This is a genomic window from Pseudomonas sp. LBUM1671 (assembly GCF_059695685.1).
In genome coordinates this window covers 1,342,655-1,361,724 of record NZ_CP166782.1, presented here as the reverse complement: position 1 = coordinate 1,361,724, position 19,070 = coordinate 1,342,655, and the positions used below count along the sequence as shown (strand labels likewise).

The window sequence follows — 19,070 nt, the reverse complement described above, 5'->3', positions numbered from 1 at the left end:
GCGGGCTAAAAAGCCCACCGGTGTTTCAGGAAATTTCCCGACGGAATGGCGGGAGTGCGTTGAGGATCGCTTTGCCATAACGCTGGGTGACCAGGCGCCGATCCAGCAAGGTGATGGTGCCGCGGTCTTCTTCAGTACGCAGCAAGCGACCGCAGGCCTGGACCAGTTTCAGCGAGGCGTCCGGCACGGAGATTTCCATGAACGGATTGCCGCCACGGGCTTCAATCCATTCGGCCAGCGCCGCCTCGACCGGATCATCCGGCACCGAGAATGGAATCTTCGCGATCACTACGTGTTCGCAGTACGCACCGGGCAAGTCGACCCCTTCGGCAAAACTCGCCAGGCCGAACAGCACGCTGGAGTCTCCGCCATCGACGCGGGCCTTGTGCTTGTTCAGGGTTTCCTGTTTCGACAGGTTGCCTTGAATGAACACTTGCTTGCGCCAGTCGCGGTCCAGGCCGTCGAACACGTCCTGCATCTGTTTGCGCGAGGAGAACAGCACCAGGGTGCCACGCGAACCTTCGACCAGTTGCGGCAGATCACGGATGATCGCCGCAGTGTGGGCCGGTGCATCACGCGGGTCGGCTTTCAGGTCCGGCACCCGCAGCACACCGGCATCAGCGTGATGGAACGGGCTCGGGACCACGGCGGTCACGGCTTTTTTCGGCAGGCCGGCACGCATGCGGAAACGGTCGAACGTGCCGAGCGCGGTCAGGGTCGCCGAAGTCACCAGCGCGCCATAGGCCACGTTCCACAGGTTACGCCGGAGCATTTCCGCCGCGAGGATCGGGCTGGCGTTGACCTCGATGTCGAACAGCGAGCCGCTTTCGGCCAGGGTCAGCCAGCGCGCCATGGGCGGGTTGTCTTCCGGGTCTTCCGCGGTAAACGCAACCCACAATTCCCAGTTGCCCGAAGAACGGGACAACAGGCTGCCGAACAGCGGATACCACTCTTCGGCCTGGTTGCTGGCGATGCCGATGTTGACCTCGCCGTCCATGCCTTCCTTGAGCAGTTCGGTGAGCCGAGTGAACAGGTCGGTGAGACGGGCAAAGCCTTTCTTCAACTCGACGCCCATTTCGCGCATGTGCTCGGGAATCACCCCGCCGACGAAGCGATGACGCGGCCGTTCACGGCCCTCGACGTCTTCGCCGGGTTTGAAGTCGGCAACCTGTTCGCAGGCAGAGAACATGAACTGTTGCTGGGTCTTGATCTCCCGGGCCAGCTCCGGCACCTGCTCGATCAACTTGCCCAGGTCACCCGGCAGAGGATGCTGGGCCAGCAGTTTGGTGAGGTTTTTGGCGGTGGTTTCCAGCCAGTCGGCAGTGGAACGCAGGCGCGTGTAATGGGCAAAGTGGCCGATGGCCTTGTCCGGCAGGTGGTGACCTTCGTCAAACACATAGATGGTGTCGCGCGGGTCCGGCAGCACGGCGCCGCCGCCCAACGCCAGATCCGCGAGGACCATGTCGTGGTTGGTGACGATCACGTCAACCTTGCCCATGCCTTCGCGGGCCTTGTAGAAGGCGCACTGGCCGAAGTTCGGGCAATGGCGGTTGGTGCACTGGCTGTGATCGGTGGTCAGGCGCGCCCAGTCGGCGTCTTCGAGGGCGGTGGACCAACTGTCGCGATCACCGTCCCACTTATTGCCGGCGAGCTTCTCGATCATGCTGGTGAACAGCTTCTGACTGGCCTCGTCGACTTCGATCTTGAAGCCTTCTTCTTCGAACAGCTGCGCGGTTGCGGTTTGTGCGTGACCTTCCTGGAGCAACATGTCGAGCTTGGACAGGCACATGTAGCGCCCGCGGCCCTTGGCCAACGCGAAGCTGAAATTCAGCCCGCTGTTGCGCATCAGGTCGGGCAAATCCTTGTAGACGATCTGCTCTTGCAGGGCCACGGTGGCCGTGGCGATCACCAGGCGTTTGCCGGCGGCCTTGGCGGTGGGGATCGCCGCCAGGCTGTAGGCCACGGTTTTACCGGTACCGGTGCCGGCTTCCACCGCGACAATTGCGGGGTCGCCACTGCGCCGGCCTTCGTCGTCGGTGTCGATGTCACCGAGGACTTTGGCAATTTCGGCGATCATCAGGCGTTGGCCGTAGCGCGGCTTGAGGCTCTTGGCTTCAAGAAAACGCGAGTAGGCGCCCTGGATCGTGGTTTTGAGTTCGGTGCTGATCATGGATTGTCGGGCGCAAAAAACGCTGGATAAATTTTCAGTGGTTCGGATCGGCGGCTATCATACCGCGCTAATTAATCCCGCGCAGAACGGAGTACCCCAATGACACCTTTTGGCATCGTTTACACCCTGCATGTCCTGTCCGCCCTGGTGTGGGTGGGCGGCATGTTTTTCGCCTGGATGGTCTTGCGACCCGCGGCGATGAAGGCCCTGGAAGGTCCCGCGCGGTTAAAGCTGTGGGTGGAAGTGTTTCAAGGTTTTTTCCGCTGGGTCTGGGTCGCGGTGGTGCTGTTGCCGATCAGCGGCGTGGGGATGATTCATCTGCAATACGCCGGGTTTGAGGCTGCGCCGCGGTATGTGCAGGTGATGATGGGGCTTTACGTGGTGATGACCGCGCTGTTTATCCGGATTCAGGCGTTGCTGTTGCCGGAGTTGCGCACGGCGGTGGCCGCGCAGGATTGGCCGACCGGGGCTGCGACGCTTGGGAAGATTCGCAAGTTGGTGGGGATCAATTTGATTGTCGGGTTGGTGTTGGTGGCGATTGCTGCGGCACGGCCGATGTTCTAAAGCCCCGCAGCCTTTGTGGCGAGGGGCTCTGTGGCGAGGGGACTTGTCCCCGTTGGAGCGCGCAGCGGTCCCCTGCATTCCTACAGATACATCGCACTCACAGGTTTTACGACTGCTTCGCAGCCGAACGGGGACAAGTCCCCTCACCACAGGATATCGGTCGCGCTTACAACCGCTGCACGGTCACTGAACCCGCCGCACCCGCAGGCCCCGGCTGGCCATCAACCCCAGGTCGGCCGCTTTTGCCGCCATCGGCCTCGTAAACGAAGCAACCCTTAGCCTTGCCACCCGCACCCGGTTTACCACCAGGCCCCGCAACGCCGCCGGCACCACCTTCCACGTGAACCTTGATCTGTTCAACCGGGTAATCACGCGGCACTTCCAGCCTGACCAGCGCACCGGGCGCCCCCGGCTGGCCATCACTGCCATTGCTGCCATCGGCACCGCGACCGGCCTGGCCCCAGGTGCAACCCGGTGCCTGACCGTTGGCCCCGTCGAGGCCGACAAAACCTGGCGCGCCCGCGCCACCGCGAGCGTCCACCAACAACTGCGGTGCATTCAGCGCCTTGATCTGCACATTCAGGTTGCGTCCCGAGCGGGCAGCCTTGAGGTAAGTCCCCGGTGCCCCGCGAGCGGTGATCTGGCTGCCTTCCGACAACTCGGCACGGCTGACTTTCAATTCCAGTGCCTGTTCACTTGGAACGATGGCGATCCGCGCCTCACGCCCCAGGTGCAATTCGCCGACGGTAACTTCGGTCACGTTCGAAGGAATCAACAAGGTCCCGTAATCGGCGACTTCCAGGCGTTCAAGCTGCAAGGTACTGGCAGTGTTGGGCAGGCGCATCAACGAATTGGTTTCGACACTGACCACCTGAGCGCAGGCCAATGGGCTGATGAGTGTGGCGAGCAGACAGAGTTTACGCATGGGAAGCCTTCGATGCGGTCGGAGCCGGGAGGGTTTGCAGGTGGAATACGCCGAAAAACAGGATCTTCAAGCGATCACGCCAAGGGTGGGCGCGCCCCCTGAGGCTGCGGAAACAGAGCACCGCCTCAAGCAGATGAAGGGACGCCAACACGCCGCCAGCCAGACCGACCAACTGGTGCAGCGGATTGACAAACGGCATCAGCAAATTGACCAGCACCACCAGCCAGAACAGCAGGGTCAACAACTTCCCCAGCCCCCAAATCACCTTCATACGCCCCCCATTGAGAATTATTCTTTGCGCGCACAGTAACGGCTTCCGCGAGGGATAAGCCAGAGGGCAACAGAAAATTCTTCATGAAGGCTGCCGAATGGCCGTCGGATCAACCGAAAATGTTGTCCGACGGCTCTAGTTCGGGGCTTAGCGATTAATGTGCAACTCCACCCGACGGTTTTTCTCGCGTCCTTCATCCGTTTCGTTATCGGCCACCGGCTGGCTTTCGCCTTTGCCTTCACTGGTGAGTTTGTCCGGCGCCAGGCCCTGGCTCAACAGATAGGCCGCCACGCTGCTGGCACGACGCTCCGAGAGCGCCTGGTTATAAGCATCCGAACCCACACTGTCGGTATGGCCGATCACCTTGATGCTCACGACATCGGCGTTTTGCAATTTGCTCATCAGTGCATCCAACTGACTCTGCGCGGAGGGACTCAGGTCAGACTTGTTGAAGGCAAACAGCACGTCACCTGGCAGGATGATGACTTCGGGTTGCACGGGTTCGACCGGTTTCACGCTGACCGGATACTGCGGCAGTGGGCAACCATGATGCTCGACAGGCGTATTGGCGGGCGTATCTGGGCAACGATCACGTCGATCGAAAACGCCGTCGTCGTCCTCATCGCCGTCCTGGGCGTAACAGATCAAGCCACCGGTCAAGATACCGAGCGCTGCTCCACCGCCTGCCCAACCGGCACTTTCAATCGCGCCCAAGCCTCCGCCGACCAGTCCGCCGATGACGCTGCAGATCGGCCAGGTGCGTTGATTGAGTGGGGCGGTGCCATCGCTGTGAGTTGCGCAACCGGTCAACAGGCTGCCTATTAGCAGAACCGGCAAGACGGTCCGTGTGAGAACGCTCATATGGAAAGCTCCTGTGTTACCGGCCCATACCGGTTACACAGGAGTAAAGACCCGCATCCGCGACTGCACAAGCCGCGGAGCGGATGGGGCTTAGCGGTTGATTTTGATTTCCGTGCGGCGGTTCAGTGCACGGCCGTCTGCAGTTTTGTTATCGGCAACTGGCAGGCTTTCACCGGCACCGGCCACAGACACGAAGCTGTTGCGTGGTACGCCTTGGGAAATCAGGTATTCCACCACCGAGTGCGCACGACGATCCGACAGTTTCTGGTTGTAGGCATCGCTGCCCACGCTGTCGGTGTGTCCGGTCACGGTCAATTGTGCGGTGGAGGCTTCCTGTTTCAGGCGAGTGGCGATGGTGTTGAGTACCTCTTTGTCGGAAGGCGTGAGTGTGGCTTTGTCGAACTGGAAGTGAACATCGCGGATGACAATGACTTCTTCCTTGACCACCACGGCCTCTTCGACCACTGGCGCAGGCACCGGTGGTGGGCAGCCGTCGGCATCGACCTTCACGCCTGGAGGCGTACCCGGGCACTTGTCGCGACTGTCCGGCACACCATCGCCGTCTTCGTCTCCATCACCGTGAACCCAGCAATACGCCGCCGCCATACCGCCGACGGCCAGCGCGCCATACCCCGCCCATGCCGAACTCTCGGTCGCACCGAGACCGGCACCAATGACACCGCCGACCGCCGCACAGGTCGGCCAGTCGGTTTTCTGCAAACCTGCACAACCAGTCAACACACTGGTTAGCAGAACCAAGGGTAATGCTGTCCGAACTATGCTCATCTAGTTTTCTCCTGAGGGATCGGCTTAGAACCGATTCAGGGAGTAAAGACCCGAGTTTTAATCTCCGCCAGCAATAGGCCACCGCTGTTTCCCCCCGCATTCACGGCAGTTCGCCGATTTTGGCGCAAACCCGCTCTAGGCCCGGACCTTCGGGCAGGCTAGTCTTGGTGCTCTGATGGAGGATTTCTGATGATTGCAGGTATTTCTTCGCGCACGCCCCAGCAGGCGTTGGCCGCTTTGCTGGATCGATACGCCCCCGCACGCCTGTTGTTGATCGGCGCCAGCGAGTTTCCCGCGCTTGAGGCGTTCAAGCTCGCGCACCCGGATTGCTGCGTGGCGTTCGCTGCTCCCGGCCCACTGCCGGCCGAACTGGCGGCACGCCGGTTTGACCTGGCGCTAGTGGTCGATTGCCTTGAACACCTGCCAAAGCGTGACGGTCTGAATCTGTTAGGCGGGATTCGTAACCTGAACGCCAGCCGGATTGCGGTGCTGGCGGATTTGCCGGCCAGCGGCTGGCAGGAGACGGATTTCTTTTCCCTGGCCTTGCAGGCCAGCGAACGCTTCCAGCGCGACGATCAAGTGCTGACGCTGTTCACCTACGATCTGCTTGACTATAAACAGGTGCCCGACTGGCTCAACTCGCGGTTCTGGGCCAATCCGGAAAACTTCGGGAAATATTGGTGGTAACGCAATGAGTACATCCATTTGCCCTTGCGGCAGCGGCACCCTGCTCGATGCCTGCTGCGGCCATTACCATGACGGGCATCCGGCGCCGTGCGCCGAAGCCTTGATGCGCTCGCGCTACAGCGCGTATGTGCTGGGGCTGATCGACTATCTGGTGGCGACCACCCTGCCCGCGCAACAGGCCGGCCTGGATCGTCAGTCAATCAGCGACTGGAGCGCGCAAAGCACCTGGCTGGGGCTCGAAGTGGAACGCTCCGAGGTATTGGGCGGCCAACCGGAACACGCGTTCGTCACCTTCACCGCGCGCTGGCATGACGGGGGCGGCGAACACAGCCACCGCGAGCGCTCCTCGTTCGTGCAGAACGCCGGGCACTGGTACTTCATCGACCCCACCGTGCAACTCAAGGCCGGACGCAACGATGCCTGCCCATGTGCCAGCGGGCAGAAATTCAAGAAGTGTTGTGCGGGGTATTTCGGCAGTTGAGCGAACCCTGTAGCAGCTGGCGAAGCCTGCGTTCGGCTGCGTAGCAGTCGTGAATCAGGTAAACGCGGTGTTTCAGGCAGACCAAGCCAGCAGGATTTACGACTGCTGCGCAGCCGAACGCAGGCTTCGCCAGCTGCTACAAGGGAGAGACGTCACCATGATCACCCGGCGACTCGCACTCTATCTGTTCACTCTGCTCCTCTTTCTGGGGCTCGGCGGCTGCGCGTCCTGGTTCGGTGACGATCTGCCGGATCCGCAAGTGCATCTGGTCAAGGTCGAAGTGGTCCGGGCCAAGTTGATGGAGCAGAAATTCATCCTGCACTTTCGCGTCGACAACCCCAACGACAGCGACCTCACGGTGCGCGGCCTCGAATACCGCATTCACCTGGGCGACATGCTGCTGACCGAAGGCGAGCATGAACACTGGTTCACCGTCGGCCCCAAACGCAGTGCCTATTTCAAGGTGCCGATCCGCACCAATCTGTGGCCCAAGGTGCGGGACGTGGTGAAAATGCTGAAAAAACCCGATCAGCCCATCCCCTATCGGCTGGAAGGTGAAATGGAAACCGGTTTATTCATCGCGCACTACGTGCACCTGGCGCGCAATGGCGTGATAATCCCCGCCGATTTAATTCCGGAGCAAAACCGATGACCCAGCAACCCCATGTCCATGGCCCTGACTGCAACCACGATCATGACCATCATGACCATCACGACCACCATGATCACGACCATGGCCATGTCCACGGCCCGAATTGCGGCCACGCTCACCAGGAACCGGTGCGCAACGCCCTGAAAGACGTTGGCCGCAACGACCCTTGCCCGTGCGGCAACGGCAAGAAATTCAAGAAGTGCCACGGCGCTTGATGCTTGCGGCGGATAATTTTTTCGCCAGTTGAATCGCCATCGCGAGCAAGCTCGCTCCCACATTGGTTCTGTGCGCACATAACCCTGTAGGAGCGAGGCTTGCCCGCGAAGACGTCGGCACATTCACTATCAATGTGTCGGTTACACCGCTTTCGCGGGCAAGCCTCGCTCTTACAGGGTTTCAGCCAGGCTGCAGAATCTGTGCGGTGCTGACCACCGTCGCATATTCCCCGTGCAAATTCCCCAGCGACATCGCATGCACTTCCTCGGCTGAATGCGCATGGCCAAAATAATCGGCCTTGTCGAACGTAAAGCACGCATCCTCCGCCACCCACGCCTCAAACCCCAGATTCCCGGCCGTTCGCGCTGTGGACTCCACCGAGTTGTGGGTGGCAACGCCCACGATGATCAACTGCTCGATCCCCGCCTCGCGCAAACGCGCTTCCAGCCCGGTCGCACAAAACGCATCCGGCACCTGCTTCTGAATCAACTGCTCGCCGGCCAACGGCTGGAAACGTTCCTGAATCTCTACACCCGATTGCTGCGGCCAGAACACTGAATCCGGTGAGCGAGACAAGTGCTGCACATGAATCACTGGCCGCCCGGTTCGCCGCCAATGACTCAGCAAATCGAGCATCCGCGCCTCGGCGTCAGGATTATTTCGCCGACCGAGTCCGGGCTGCAGAATGCCTTTTTGCTGGTCGATGATGATCAGTGCTGCGTTGGTCTTGAGCTCCATGTCGACTTTTCTCACACGAGGTCATTGAATTTCACGCACTTCAGCATCACCTCCTCTTACAGGCAAGCCATCGAATGCAAACAGGACGACTTGATGCCCGCGGTCGCTGTCCGACCCTACGACGTCTCTTGATGTGGAGTACTGCATGATCGACCTGTATTACTGGACCACCCCCAACGGCCACAAAATCTCGATTTTCCTGGAAGAAGCCGGCCTGCCGTACATGCTGCGCTGGTTCAACCACATCTAGACCCGTCCGGCGACGGTGAAGGCGTATGCCCTGGCGGCCAAGATCAACCCACCCAAACCCTGACCCCGACGCTAACTCTGTGGCGAGGAAGCTTGTTCCCGCTCGGCTGCGCAGCAGTCGCCAATCCTGCAACCGCAATCTTATTGTTAAAACGCGGTGAAGGGTTTTGGGTCTGCTTCGCAGACCAGCGGGAGCAAGCTCCCTCGCCACAAGAGCCATCTCGGCCTTTGGTTTATCGGACAAATCCCGAAATAACCTGATACCCCGCTTGCGCGCCCTCCTCCTGCTCTCTAACGTAGCGCCTTTATTGCGCCTCTACCCCCGCAGGAGCTTTGCCATGGCCTCGCCAGCCCTTACACATTTTCTTCCCCGGTTCGGCGTTGCCGCAGCAGTGGCCGGTGTTTTGAGCCTGACCGGTTGTCAGACCTGGAACACCCAGGACACCCTCCCGCCAACCACCGGCGTGCAGCCGCTCAAGGGCCTGGCGCAGAACGTTTCGGTGCGCCGCAATGCCATGGGCATGCCGCTGATCGAAAGCAACAGCTTCCACGACGCCCTGTTCGCCCTCGGCTACGTCCACGCCAGCGACCGCCTCACGCAAATGGTGACCTTGCGCCTGCTGGCCCAGGGCCGTTTGTCGGAGATGTCCGGTTCGGATTTGCTGGACGCCGACCGCTACATGCGCGCCGTCAATCTGAAGAAAAGCGCCGGCGAGCTATATAAGGCGTCTTCGCCGCGTCTCAAACGCTTCTTCGAAGTCTATGCGCGCGGCGTTAATGCCTACCTGTTCCGTTTCCGCGACAAGCTGCCGGCCGACCTCGCAGCCACCGGTTACAAGCCCGAATACTGGAAACCGGAAGATTCGGCGCTTATTTTCTGCCTGCTGAACTTCAGCCAGTCCGCCAACCTGCCGGAAGAAATTGCCGCGCTGATGCTGGCCCAAACCGTCACCACCGACAAACTCGGCTGGCTGACGCCGTCCGCGCCTGACGAAAAACTGCCGCAGGGCGAAGCCGAAAAACTTCAGGGCATCAAGCTCAATGGCGCCATCCCGGGCCTGGCCGACATCAGCAAAGCCACCGCGCAACTGTCCGACCTGAACCTGCTGGGCGCTACCTCGTCGAACAACTGGGCCATCGGCCCGCAACGCAGCCGCAGTGGCAAAAGCCTGCTGGCCAGCGACAGCCATGGCCCGTTGGGCGTGCCTTCGTGGTACAGCTACGTGCAGATTCGCGCACCGAAATACCAGGCTTCCGGCGTGACCATTGCCGGTTTGCCCATGGTGCTCGGCGGTTTCAACGGCAAAGTGGCGTGGAGCATGACCTCGGTCATGGGAGACAACCAGGACCTGTTCCTGGAAAAAATCAAACGCCAGGGCAACGGCCTCACGTATGAGGTCGGCGGCAAATGGCAGCCGGCGATCGTGCGCAACGAAACCTACTTCGTCAAAGGCCAGCGGCCGATTCGCGAAGTCGTCTACGAAACCCGCCACGGTCCACTGCTCAACAGCGCTCAAGGCACGACACTGGCCAACGGTTTCGGACTGGCCTTGCAGACGCCGAATTTCACCGACGACAAAACCCTGGACGCGTTTTTCGACCTGTCCCGGGCGCAGAACGTCGAGAAAGCCTCGGACGCCAGCCGCGAAATCCGCGCCATCGCCTTGAACCTGGTGTTCGCCGACGCCAGCAACATCGGCTGGCAAGTCACCGGGCGTTACCCGAACCGTCGCGAAGGTGAAGGCCTGCTGCCGTCGCCGGGCTGGGAAGGTCGCTACGATTGGGACGGTTACGCCGACCCGATGCTCCACCCGTATGACCAGGACCCGGCCCAAGGCTGGCTCGGCACCGCCAACCAGCGGGTCATTCCCCATGGCTACGGCATGCAGTTGTCCAATTCCTGGTCGGCGCCGGAGCGTGGCGAACGCCTGGCCGAACTGGCGGGCGTGGGCAAACACGACACACGCAGCGTGATCGCGATGCAATACGACCAGACCACGACGTTCGCCGCCAAACTGAAGAAAATGTTTGAAGCCCCGGGCATGGCCCAACCGCTCAAACAGGCCATCGAAGCACTGTCGGTGGCCGAGCGCGGCAAGGCTCGCGAGGCGTTGACCCGCTTGATGGCCTTCGACGGCAAACTCAGCCCGACCTCCGCGGATGCGGCGATCTACGAGCTGTTCCTGCAGGAAAGTACCAAACAGATTTTCCTCGATGAACTGGGCTCGGAAAGCAGTCCGGCGTGGAAAGCCTTTATCGCCAACGGCAAGTTGTCCTACGCCGCGCAGGCCGATCACCTGCTGGGCCGTGAAGACAGTCCGTTCTGGGATGACGCGCGCACGCCGCAGAAAGAAGACAAGCCGGCGATCCTCGCCCGCAGTCTGGCGGCGGCGATAAGCGCCGGTGATAGCCAATTGGGCGGCGATCACAAAGCCTGGCAGTGGGGAAAATTGCACCGCTATGAATGGAAGAATGCCAACGGCCAGACAGTTCGCGGTCCATTGGCGGCGGGGGGCGATCACACGACGCTGAACACGGCGGCGTTCACCTGGGGTCAGGACTTCAACACCACGCTGGCGCCGGCCATGCGCTTTATCGTTGATTTCGGCCAGGCGGAGCCTTTGATGGGGCAGAACGGCACCGGTCAGTCCGGCAACCCGGCGAGCCCGAATTATCTCGACAGCATTGATCCATGGCTGAAGGGGCAATACATGAGCCTGCCGATGCAGCCGCAGAACTTTGACAAGGTTTATGGCAAAACTCGATTGACCCTGACACCCGGCAAGTAACGTCACCACCGACCCAATGTGGGAGCGACCTGTGGCGAGGGGGCTTGCCCCCGTTGGGTCGCGAAGCGGCCCCGGCATTTCAAAGTCAAACCGCATTCAACGGTTTACGACTGCTTCGCAGCCGAACGGGGCGATGCGGCGTTCCGGCAAGCCCCCTCGCCACAGGTGCCCCACACTGGGATCTTACTCATCCTTGAAATCTCGATAGAACTTCTGGCTTCGCGCAAACCTCATAGCTAACAAGTCCCCCCATTTTGGTAACAACATGGATCTTGTTATCGCGCGTCCTGAAGGTTTGTACTGCCCCGCCGGCGATTTCTATATCGACCCGTGGCGGCCAGTCGAGCGTTCGGTCATCACTCATGCTCACGGCGACCACGCCCGTACCGGCAACCAGCATTACCTGGCGGCCGCACCCGGCGAAGGGATTTTGCGTGCGCGATTGGGCCAGGACATCAACCTGCAAACCCTGGCCTATGGCGAGCGCTTGCAGCACCACGGTGTCACCCTGAGTTTTCACCCCGCCGGCCACGTCCTCGGCTCCGCCCAGGTGCGCCTGGAATACGGCGGCGAAGTCTGGGTGGCCTCCGGGGATTACAAAATCGAGCCTGACGGCACCTGCGCGCCATTTGAACCGGTGAAGTGCCATACGTTCATCACGGAGTCGACCTTTGGCCTGCCCATCTATCGCTGGCAACCCCAGGCGCAGGTCTTTGCCGAGATCAATCAGTGGTGGCAGGCCAATGCCGCCGTCGACAAAACCAGCGTGCTGTTCTGTTATTCCTTCGGCAAGGCCCAGCGGATTCTCCACGGCATCGACGCCAGCCTCGGCCCCATCTTGGTGCATGGTGCCGTCGAACCACTGAATCGGGTATATCGCGACAGCGGCGTTTTTATACCGCCGACGATCTATGCCGGCGATGTCCTGAAAAGCGACCCGATGATGCGCAAGGCGCTGGTCATCGCCCCGCCATCGGCCGGCGCCAGCACCTGGATGCGCCGGTTTGGCGATTACAGCGATGGCTTCGCCAGTGGCTGGATGCGCTTGCGCGGCACGCGGCGCAGACGCGGTGTCGACCGCGGTTTTGTATTGTCCGACCACGCCGACTGGCCGGGCCTGCTCTGGGCCATCGAACAGACCGGCGCCGAACGGGTGATGGTCACCCACGGTTCGGTCGGGGTGTTGGTGCGTCATCTGCGCGAACAAGGCCTCGATGCCATGGGTTTCAGCACGGAGTATGGCGACGATGAGGACGACAACGCCGCCGTCGAACCCGAGACCGCCGAGGTGCTGTCATGAAGGCATTCGCCGAGCTGTATGCCGAACTCGACGCTACCACTTCAAGCAATGCCAAACTGGCTGCGATGCAATCCTACTTCGCCCAGGCCGCCCCCGAAGACGCCGCGTGGGCGGTGTACTTCTTGTCCGGTGGACGCCCACGGCAACTGGTGCCGGTACGCGTGCTGCGTGAGCTGGCGGTCGATTTTTCCGGACTTGAGCCTTGGCTGTTCGAAGAGAGTTATCAAGCGGTCGGCGATCTGGCGGAAACGATTTCGCTGGTGCTGCCCGAAACTCTGCACAGCTCCACCGACGGGCTGGCGGTATGGATCGAAGACAAGCTGCTGCCACTGCGCGGTGAGTCCCCGGAAGTCCTCGTCGAGCGACTGCCCGCGCTCTGGGCGCAACTGGATCGCCATAGCCTGATGCTCTGCATCAAACTCATCACCGGCAGTTTCCGCGTCGGGGTTTCCAAGCTGTTGGTAACCCGTGCCCTGGCCTCCATGGCCGGGCTCGACAGCAAACGCGTGGCCCAGCGGCTGGTCGGTTACACCGACCTGTCGAATCGTCCGAGCGCGGCCAGTTATCTGAAATTGATCGCGGCCCAATCGTGCGACGAACATGCCCAACGCGGTGGCCAGCCCTACCCGTTTTTTCTGGCCCACGCCCTGTCACAACCGGTCGAGCAGTTCGAAGCCGTGCTCGGCCCGGCGAGCCAGTGGCAAGTGGAATGGAAGTGGGATGGCATCCGCGCTCAAGTGGTCAAGCGTGAGGGGCGCCTGTGGATCTGGTCACGCGGCGAAGAACTGGTGACCGAGCGCTTTCCCGAACTCGACAGCCTGTTGCACGGTTTGCCGGACGGGACAGTGATCGATGGTGAAATCGTCGCCTGGAAAACTCCTCGACCGAATACTGACGATGTCTTCAACCCGCAATCGCCGGCCGCTCCCGCGGTCATGCCGTTCGCCCTGTTGCAGCAGCGGATCGGCCGCAAAACCCTGGACAAGAAAATTCTCGAAGAAGTGCCGGTGGTGGTCCTCGCCTACGACCTGCTGGAATGGCAAGGCGAGGACTGGCGCAGTCAGCCTCAGGCCAAACGCCGCGCGCAACTCGATCAACTCGTCGGCACCTGCAACAACCCGGTGTTACTCACCTCACCGGTACTGACCGGCGAAGACTGGTTTGACCTCGCCAAACAACGCGAAGCCTCCCGCAGCCTAGGCGTCGAAGGCATGATGCTCAAGGCCCGGGATGCGCTGTATGGCGTCGGCCGGACCAAGGACATGGGCATCTGGTGGAAATGGAAAGTCGACCCCTTCAGCGTCGACGCCGTGCTGATTTATGCGCAGCGCGGTCATGGTCGCAGGGCGAGTCTCTACAGTGATTACACGTTCGCGGTCTGGGACGGTCCGCCGGACGCCAGCGAACGAACGCTGGTGCCGTTCGCCAAAGCCTATTCCGGGCTGACCGACGAGGAAATGCGTCAGGTCGACAGCATCGTGCGCAAGACCACAGTGGAGAAATTCGGGCCGGTGAGCAGTGTGAAACCGAGCCTGGTGTTTGAGCTGGGATTTGAGGGTATTGCCCTGTCGAAACGCCACAAGAGCGGGATTGCCGTGCGGTTTCCGCGGATGCTGAGGTGGCGGCAGGACAAGTCGGTGGAAGAAGCAGACAACCTCGCAACGCTGCAAGATTTACTTGGCTGACCCAATCTCCCCCTGTGGCAGCGAGCTTGTGTGGTGAGGGGATTTATCCCCGTTGGGCTGCGAAGCGGCCCCCAAACCTGCAACCGCGGTGTACCAGGCAACACCGCATTCACTGGTTTTACGACTGCTGCGCAGCCGAACGGGGATAAATCCCCTCACCACACAGGCTCACTCCCACATGGTTTTGTGCCATTGCGAACCAAGTTGGTGCAGCTATTTTTCGACGCCCGATTTCGTGCACAAATCCCCTGTTGCCACTTCTTGTATCACCTTTTAAACGCTTGTTCGGGACTCTGGTTCGGAAATTGCTACTTTCATTAGGTCTTACGCTTTCCAGTAACAATAATTCTGCGCCACAAGCGCTCATATTGGTTCTTAGGGATTGAATAATGAAAAAAGCATTGCTGACCCTTTCTGCACTGGCGTTGTGCATGGCTGCTGGTTCCGCCATGGCAAAGGAATACAAAGAGCTGCGTTTTGGCGTTGACCCTTCCTATGCTCCGTTTGAGTCGAAAGCGGCCGACGGCAGCCTGGTGGGCTTCGACATCGATCTGGGGAACGCGATCTGCGCCGAGCTGAAGGTCAAGTGCAAATGGGTCGAAAGCGATTTCGACGGCATGATTCCGGGTCTGAAGGCCAATAAATTCGACGGTGTGATCTCTTCGATGACCGTCACCCCGGCCCGCGAAAAAGTCATCGACTTCTCCGATGAGCTGTTCTCCGGTCCAACCGCTTACGTGTTCAAGAAGGGTTCCGGCCTGAGCGAAGACGTGGCTTCGCTGAAGGGCAAGACTGTCGGTTATGAGCAAGGCACCATCCAGGAAGCCTACGCCAAGGCCGTGCTGGACAAGGCCGGTGTGAAAACCCAGGCCTACCAGAACCAGGATCAGGTGTATTCCGACCTGATGTCTGGTCGTCTCGACGCAGCGATCCAGGACATGCTGCAAGCCGAACTGGGCTTTTTGAAGTCGCCGAAGGGTGAAGGCTACGAAGTCAGCAAGCCGGTTGACAGCGAATTGCTGCCGTCCAAAACAGCTATCGGTATCTCTAAAGGTAACAAAGACCTCAAAGAACTTTTGAATAAAGGTATCAAAGCGTTACACGACGATGGCACCTACGCCACCATTCAGAAGAAACACTTTGGCGATCTGAATCTGTACAGCGGCAAATAATGCCCGGCGCCCATCTCGCGATGGGCGCTTTTTTCACCCGATCAGGTTGCTGATTTATGTTCGAAAACCTATTACAAAACCTGGGGCTCTCAGCCTTCAGCCTCAAGGGCTTCGGTCCGTTGCTGATGGAAGGCACCTGGATGACCATCAAATTATCGGCATTGTCGCTGCTGCTGGCCGTATTGCTCGGCCTGCTCGGCGCCACCGCCAAACTGTCAAAAGTCAAACTGGTGCGGGTTCCGGCCCAGATCTACACCACGCTGATTCGCGGCGTGCCGGACCTGGTGCTGATGCTGCTGATTTTCTACAGCCTGCAAACCTGGTTGACGTCGTTTACCGATTTCATGGAATGGGAATACATCGAGATCAACCCGTTCAGCGCCGGGGTCATCACCCTGGGCTTCATTTACGGCGCGTATTTCACCGAAACCTTCCGCGGGGCGATTCTCTCGGTGCCTCGGGGTCAGGTCGAAGCCGCTACCGCTTATGGCCTCAAACGCGGCCAGCGTTTTCGAATCGTGGTGTTCCCGCAAATGATGCGTTTCGCCCTGCCGGGTATCGGTAACAACTGGATGGTGATGCTCAAGGCCACCGCGCTGGTATCGATCATCGGCCTCGCCGATTTGGTCAAGGCTGCGCAGGACGCCGGTAAAAGCACCTATCAACTGTTTTACTTCCTGGTGCTTGCCGCGCTGATTTACCTGGCCATCACCAGCGCCTCGAACTTCGTCCTGCGCTGGCTCGAACGCCGCTACGCCGCCGGTTCCCGGGAGGCCGTACGATGATCGAACTCTTGCAGGAATACTGGAAACCCTTCCTTTATACCGACGGCTACAACATCACCGGCCTGGCCATGACCATGTGGCTGCTGACCGCCTCGATCGTCATCGGCTTCCTGGTGTCGATCCCGCTGTCCATCGCCCGAGTGTCGCCGCATTTCTACATTCGCTGGCCGGTGCAGTTCTACACCTACCTGTTTCGCGGCACGCCGCTGTATATCCAGCTGCTGATTTGCTACACCGGTATCTACAGCCTGGCCGCAGTACGTGCACAACCGGTACTGGATGCGTTCTTTCGCGATGCGATGAACTGCACGATCCTGGCCTTCGCCCTGAACACCTGCGCCTACACCACGGAGATTTTCGCCGGGGCGATCCGCAGCATGGCCCACGGTGAAGTCGAAGCGGCCAAGGCCTACGGTCTGACAGGCTGGAAGCTGTATGCCTACGTGATCATGCCATCAGCCCTGCGTCGCTCGTTGCCTTATTACAGCAACGAAGTGATTCTGATGCTGCACTCGACCACTGTGGCGTTCACCGCGACCATCCCTGACATCCTGAAAGTCGCACGGGACGCCAACTCGGCGACCTTCCTGACTTTCCAGTCGTTCGGCATCGCCGCGCTGATTTACCTGACGATTACCTTTGCGCTGGTCGGCCTGTTCCGCCTCGCCGAACGCCGATGGCTGGCGTTCCTCGGACCGACCCACTAGGACCAGGAATAAAGAGACGAACATGCGCCACCAGATACATGACTTGCTGGCCCCGCTGCCGGGGACCGCTCGACAGATTCACAGCTTCCACTTCGGCCCGACGTCGGCCAAAGGCAAGATCTACATCCAGTCGTCCCTGCACGCCGATGAAATGCCCGGCATGCTGGTGGCCTGGCACCTCAAGCAGCGTCTGGCGGAACTTGAAGCCTCCGGCCGCCTGCGCAGTGAAATCGTGCTGGTGCCAGTGGCCAATCCGGTTGGCCTGGAACAAGTGCTGATGGACGTGCCGCTGGGCCGCTACGAGCTGGAAAGCGGGCAGAACTTCAATCGCTGGTTCGTCGACTTGAGCGAAGCAGTGGGCAACGAGATCGAAGGCCAACTGGGCGATGATCTGCAGCACAACCTCGAACTCATCCGCACCAGCCTGCGCAATGCCTTGGCGGCGCAGACTGCCGGCACGCAACTGCAATCCCAGCGCCTGACCCTGCAACGACTGGCCTGCGATGCGGACGTGGTGCTGGACCTGCATTGCGATTTCGAAGCGGTTGCCCACCTTTACACCACCCCCGAAGCCTGGCCCCAGGTCGAACCTTTGGCGCGCTACATCGGCGCGGAAGCGAGCCTGCTGGCCACCGATTCCGGCGGTCAGTCGTTCGATGAATGCTTCACCCTGCTGTGGTGGCAGTTGAAAGAGCGTTTCGGCGAACAATTCAACATTCCGCTCGGCAGCTTTTCGGTCACCGTCGAATTGCGCGGCCAGGGCGACGTCAATCACCCCCTGGCCAGCCTCGATTGCCAGGCGCTGATCGATTACCTGATTCACTTCGGCGCCATTGCCGGCGAACCGGCGCCATTGCCCGAGCTGCCCTACCCCGCCACACCGTTGGCCGGCGTCGAGCCGGTGTCGACACCGGTGGGCGGCCTGCTGGTGTTCACCGCGCTGCCGGGGGAATACCTCGAGGCCGGGCAACTGATCGCCGAAATCATCGACCCGATCAACGATCGCGTCACCCCCGTTCATTGCACCGCCGCCGGCCTGATGTACGCCCGTTCGCTGCGGCGCATGGCCACTGCCGGCATGGTGATCGCGCACGTCGCGGGCACCGAGGCCTATCGCAGCGGCTACCTACTTTCGCCTTGAGGATGCATGCCCCATGTACAAACTGACCATTGAAGGCCTGCATAAAAGCTATGGCGATCATCATGTGCTCAAAGGCGTTTCACTCAAGGCCAATACAGGCGACGTCATCAGCCTGATCGGCGCCAGCGGCTCGGGCAAAAGTACCTTTTTGCGCTGCATCAACTTTCTTGAGCAGCCGAACGACGGCGCCATGACACTGGACGGCCAGAACATCCGCATGATCAAGGATCGTCACGGCATGCACGTGGCCGATCCCGATGAATTGCAAAAAATCCGCACGCGCCTGGCCATGGTGTTCCAGCACTTCAACCTGTGGAGCCACATGACCGTGCTGGAAAACATCACCATGGCCCCGCGCCGGGTGCTGGGTTGCAGCAAAGAGGAAGCCGAAGACCGCGCGCGACGTTATCTCGACAAGGTCGGCCTAGCGGCGCGGGTGGCGGATCAATACCCGGCGTTTCTTTCCGGCGGCCAGCAGCAACGCGTGGCGATTGCGCGGGCATTGGCCATGGAACCGGAGGTCATGCTGTTCGACGAACCGACCTCGGCACTCGACCCGGAGCTGGTGGGTGAGGTGCTTCGAGTGATCCAGGGCCTGGCTGAAGAAGGCCGGACCATGATCATGGTCACCCACGAAATGAGCTTCGCCCGCAAGGTGTCGAGCCAGGTGTTGTTTCTGCATCAGGGCCTGGTCGAGGAAGAAGGCGCGCCGGAAGACGTGCTGGGCAATCCAAAGAGCGAGCGGCTAAAGCAGTTCCTCAGCGGTAACCTCAAGTAACGGCACACAAAGAAACCTGTGGGAGCGGGCTTGCCCGCGATGACGGCAGCGCATTCAACTATAAATGTGTCAGTCAGATCGTAATCGCGAGCAAGCTCGCTCCCACAGGTTCA

General features: G+C 60.4%; 19 protein-coding genes and 1 pseudogene. 14 read left to right on the top strand and 6 right to left on the bottom strand.

Going from position 1 to position 19,070, the window contains the following annotated elements:
* Positions 1-25: 25 nt before the first annotated feature.
* Complete coding sequence (gene dinG, locus ACA060_RS06075) at positions 26-2,170, bottom strand: ATP-dependent DNA helicase DinG (protein ID WP_017336806.1); 2,145 nt, start codon at positions 2,168-2,170, stop codon at positions 26-28.
* 99 nt (positions 2,171-2,269) lie between these two features.
* Here dinG and ACA060_RS06070 point away from each other — a divergent pair, with 99 nt between their 5' ends.
* The gene (locus ACA060_RS06070; protein WP_102594168.1) at positions 2,270-2,734 is read left to right on the top strand and encodes a CopD family protein; all 465 of its coding nucleotides are present in this window, start codon (positions 2,270-2,272) and stop codon (positions 2,732-2,734) included.
* Positions 2,735-2,900: 166 nt separating this feature from the next.
* On the opposite strand, the gene ACA060_RS06065 is transcribed toward ACA060_RS06070, so the two are convergent.
* The 4 genes from ACA060_RS06065 to ACA060_RS06050 form a co-directional block, all read right to left on the bottom strand.
* Complete coding sequence (locus ACA060_RS06065; RefSeq protein ID WP_109628285.1) at positions 2,901-3,659, bottom strand: collagen-like triple helix repeat-containing protein; 759 nt, start codon at positions 3,657-3,659, stop codon at positions 2,901-2,903.
* The gene (locus tag ACA060_RS06060) at positions 3,652-3,930 is read right to left on the bottom strand and encodes a DUF1145 domain-containing protein (protein ID WP_497316040.1); all 279 of its coding nucleotides are present in this window, start codon (positions 3,928-3,930) and stop codon (positions 3,652-3,654) included. Before ACA060_RS06060 ends, ACA060_RS06065 begins: the two co-directional genes overlap by 8 nt.
* A gap of 147 nt (positions 3,931-4,077) precedes the next feature.
* Positions 4,078-4,791: a PA1041 family peptidoglycan-binding anchor lipoprotein gene (locus ACA060_RS06055; protein WP_497316038.1), complete on the bottom strand. Its 714-nt coding sequence runs from the start codon at positions 4,789-4,791 to the stop codon at positions 4,078-4,080.
* A 90-nt stretch (positions 4,792-4,881) separates the two neighbouring features.
* On the bottom strand, positions 4,882-5,577 hold the full coding sequence (locus ACA060_RS06050; RefSeq protein WP_497316036.1) for a PA1041 family peptidoglycan-binding anchor lipoprotein: 696 nt from the start codon (positions 5,575-5,577) through the stop codon (positions 4,882-4,884).
* A gap of 189 nt (positions 5,578-5,766) precedes the next feature.
* Between ACA060_RS06050 and ACA060_RS06045 the strand changes: the two genes are divergently transcribed.
* The 4 genes from ACA060_RS06045 to ACA060_RS06030 all read left to right on the top strand — a co-directional run bounded on the left by ACA060_RS06045 (position 5,767) and on the right by ACA060_RS06030 (position 7,612).
* Complete coding sequence (locus ACA060_RS06045; RefSeq protein ID WP_497316034.1) at positions 5,767-6,264, top strand: DUF6231 family protein; 498 nt, start codon at positions 5,767-5,769, stop codon at positions 6,262-6,264.
* 4 nt (positions 6,265-6,268) lie between these two features.
* Positions 6,269-6,745, top strand: a complete 477-nt coding sequence (locus ACA060_RS06040; RefSeq protein WP_497316032.1) for a YchJ family protein — start codon at positions 6,269-6,271, stop codon at positions 6,743-6,745.
* A 157-nt stretch (positions 6,746-6,902) separates the two neighbouring features.
* A complete protein-coding gene (locus ACA060_RS06035) occupies positions 6,903-7,397 on the top strand; it encodes an LEA/WHy family protein (protein WP_109628279.1) in 495 nt (164 codons plus the stop codon).
* Positions 7,394-7,612 carry an SEC-C metal-binding domain-containing protein gene (locus tag ACA060_RS06030; RefSeq protein ID WP_046046248.1) on the top strand — a complete coding sequence of 73 codons (219 nt, stop codon included), beginning with the start codon at positions 7,394-7,396 and terminating at the stop codon, positions 7,610-7,612. The genes ACA060_RS06035 and ACA060_RS06030 overlap by 4 nt, the downstream gene beginning before the upstream one ends.
* Positions 7,613-7,793: 181 nt before the next feature.
* Here the strand turns inward: ACA060_RS06030 and ACA060_RS06025 are convergent, their stop codons facing one another.
* Positions 7,794-8,351: a cysteine hydrolase family protein gene (locus ACA060_RS06025; RefSeq protein WP_497318187.1), complete on the bottom strand. Its 558-nt coding sequence runs from the start codon at positions 8,349-8,351 to the stop codon at positions 7,794-7,796.
* A 145-nt stretch (positions 8,352-8,496) separates the two neighbouring features.
* Between ACA060_RS06025 and ACA060_RS06020 the strand changes: the two are divergent.
* The 9 genes and pseudogenes from ACA060_RS06020 to ACA060_RS05980 all read left to right on the top strand — a co-directional run.
* A pseudogene (locus ACA060_RS06020) lies at positions 8,497-8,592 on the top strand (thiol:disulfide oxidoreductase); the annotation flags it as partial.
* 346 nt (positions 8,593-8,938) lie between these two features.
* Entirely contained in the window at positions 8,939-11,389 is a 2,451-nt protein-coding gene (locus ACA060_RS06015; RefSeq protein ID WP_497316029.1) for a penicillin acylase family protein, read from the top strand.
* 265 nt (positions 11,390-11,654) lie between these two features.
* Positions 11,655-12,689, top strand: a complete 1,035-nt coding sequence (locus ACA060_RS06010; protein WP_497316027.1) for a ligase-associated DNA damage response exonuclease — start codon at positions 11,655-11,657, stop codon at positions 12,687-12,689.
* Positions 12,686-14,374, top strand: coding sequence for an ATP-dependent DNA ligase (locus ACA060_RS06005; protein ID WP_497316025.1), 1,689 nt, complete (start codon positions 12,686-12,688; stop codon positions 14,372-14,374). Before ACA060_RS06010 ends, ACA060_RS06005 begins: the two co-directional genes overlap by 4 nt.
* Positions 14,375-14,763: 389 nt before the next feature.
* Entirely contained in the window at positions 14,764-15,546 is a 783-nt protein-coding gene (locus ACA060_RS06000) for a transporter substrate-binding domain-containing protein (protein WP_109628274.1), read from the top strand.
* Between the two features lie 56 nt (positions 15,547-15,602).
* Positions 15,603-16,331 (top strand): ABC transporter permease, encoded by a 729-nt coding sequence (locus ACA060_RS05995; RefSeq protein WP_109628273.1) that lies wholly within the window; start codon positions 15,603-15,605, stop codon positions 16,329-16,331.
* Positions 16,328-17,038: an ABC transporter permease gene (locus tag ACA060_RS05990; protein WP_109628272.1), complete on the top strand. Its 711-nt coding sequence runs from the start codon at positions 16,328-16,330 to the stop codon at positions 17,036-17,038. The genes ACA060_RS05995 and ACA060_RS05990 overlap by 4 nt, the downstream gene beginning before the upstream one ends.
* A gap of 22 nt (positions 17,039-17,060) precedes the next feature.
* Positions 17,061-18,179 (top strand): succinylglutamate desuccinylase/aspartoacylase family protein, encoded by a 1,119-nt coding sequence (locus ACA060_RS05985; protein ID WP_497316022.1) that lies wholly within the window; start codon positions 17,061-17,063, stop codon positions 18,177-18,179.
* A 13-nt stretch (positions 18,180-18,192) separates the two neighbouring features.
* Positions 18,193-18,957 carry an ABC transporter ATP-binding protein gene (locus ACA060_RS05980; protein WP_109628270.1) on the top strand — a complete coding sequence of 255 codons (765 nt, stop codon included), beginning with the start codon at positions 18,193-18,195 and terminating at the stop codon, positions 18,955-18,957.
* Positions 18,958-19,070 lie beyond the last annotated feature (113 nt).

What these genes read in the sequence shown, in the direction of transcription:
- dinG (WP_017336806.1), bottom strand. Translation starts at nt 2,170, where the DNA reads ATGATCAGCACCGAACTCAAAACCACGATCCAGGGCGCCTACTCGCGT.
- ACA060_RS06070 (WP_102594168.1), top strand. Translation starts at nt 2,270, where the DNA reads ATGACACCTTTTGGCATCGTTTACACCCTGCATGTCCTGTCCGCCCTG.
- ACA060_RS06065 (WP_109628285.1), bottom strand. Translation starts at nt 3,659, where the DNA reads ATGCGTAAACTCTGTCTGCTCGCCACACTCATCAGCCCATTGGCCTGC.
- ACA060_RS06060 (WP_497316040.1), bottom strand. Translation starts at nt 3,930, where the DNA reads ATGAAGGTGATTTGGGGGCTGGGGAAGTTGTTGACCCTGCTGTTCTGG.
- ACA060_RS06055 (WP_497316038.1), bottom strand. Translation starts at nt 4,791, where the DNA reads ATGAGCGTTCTCACACGGACCGTCTTGCCGGTTCTGCTAATAGGCAGC.
- ACA060_RS06050 (WP_497316036.1), bottom strand. Translation starts at nt 5,577, where the DNA reads ATGAGCATAGTTCGGACAGCATTACCCTTGGTTCTGCTAACCAGTGTG.
- ACA060_RS06045 (WP_497316034.1), top strand. Translation starts at nt 5,767, where the DNA reads ATGATTGCAGGTATTTCTTCGCGCACGCCCCAGCAGGCGTTGGCCGCT.
- ACA060_RS06040 (WP_497316032.1), top strand. Translation starts at nt 6,269, where the DNA reads ATGAGTACATCCATTTGCCCTTGCGGCAGCGGCACCCTGCTCGATGCC.
- ACA060_RS06035 (WP_109628279.1), top strand. Translation starts at nt 6,903, where the DNA reads ATGATCACCCGGCGACTCGCACTCTATCTGTTCACTCTGCTCCTCTTT.
- ACA060_RS06030 (WP_046046248.1), top strand. Translation starts at nt 7,394, where the DNA reads ATGACCCAGCAACCCCATGTCCATGGCCCTGACTGCAACCACGATCAT.
- ACA060_RS06025 (WP_497318187.1), bottom strand. Translation starts at nt 8,351, where the DNA reads ATGGAGCTCAAGACCAACGCAGCACTGATCATCATCGACCAGCAAAAA.
- ACA060_RS06015 (WP_497316029.1), top strand. Translation starts at nt 8,939, where the DNA reads ATGGCCTCGCCAGCCCTTACACATTTTCTTCCCCGGTTCGGCGTTGCC.
- ACA060_RS06010 (WP_497316027.1), top strand. Translation starts at nt 11,655, where the DNA reads ATGGATCTTGTTATCGCGCGTCCTGAAGGTTTGTACTGCCCCGCCGGC.
- ACA060_RS06005 (WP_497316025.1), top strand. Translation starts at nt 12,686, where the DNA reads ATGAAGGCATTCGCCGAGCTGTATGCCGAACTCGACGCTACCACTTCA.
- ACA060_RS06000 (WP_109628274.1), top strand. Translation starts at nt 14,764, where the DNA reads ATGAAAAAAGCATTGCTGACCCTTTCTGCACTGGCGTTGTGCATGGCT.
- ACA060_RS05995 (WP_109628273.1), top strand. Translation starts at nt 15,603, where the DNA reads ATGTTCGAAAACCTATTACAAAACCTGGGGCTCTCAGCCTTCAGCCTC.
- ACA060_RS05990 (WP_109628272.1), top strand. Translation starts at nt 16,328, where the DNA reads ATGATCGAACTCTTGCAGGAATACTGGAAACCCTTCCTTTATACCGAC.
- ACA060_RS05985 (WP_497316022.1), top strand. Translation starts at nt 17,061, where the DNA reads ATGCGCCACCAGATACATGACTTGCTGGCCCCGCTGCCGGGGACCGCT.
- ACA060_RS05980 (WP_109628270.1), top strand. Translation starts at nt 18,193, where the DNA reads ATGTACAAACTGACCATTGAAGGCCTGCATAAAAGCTATGGCGATCAT.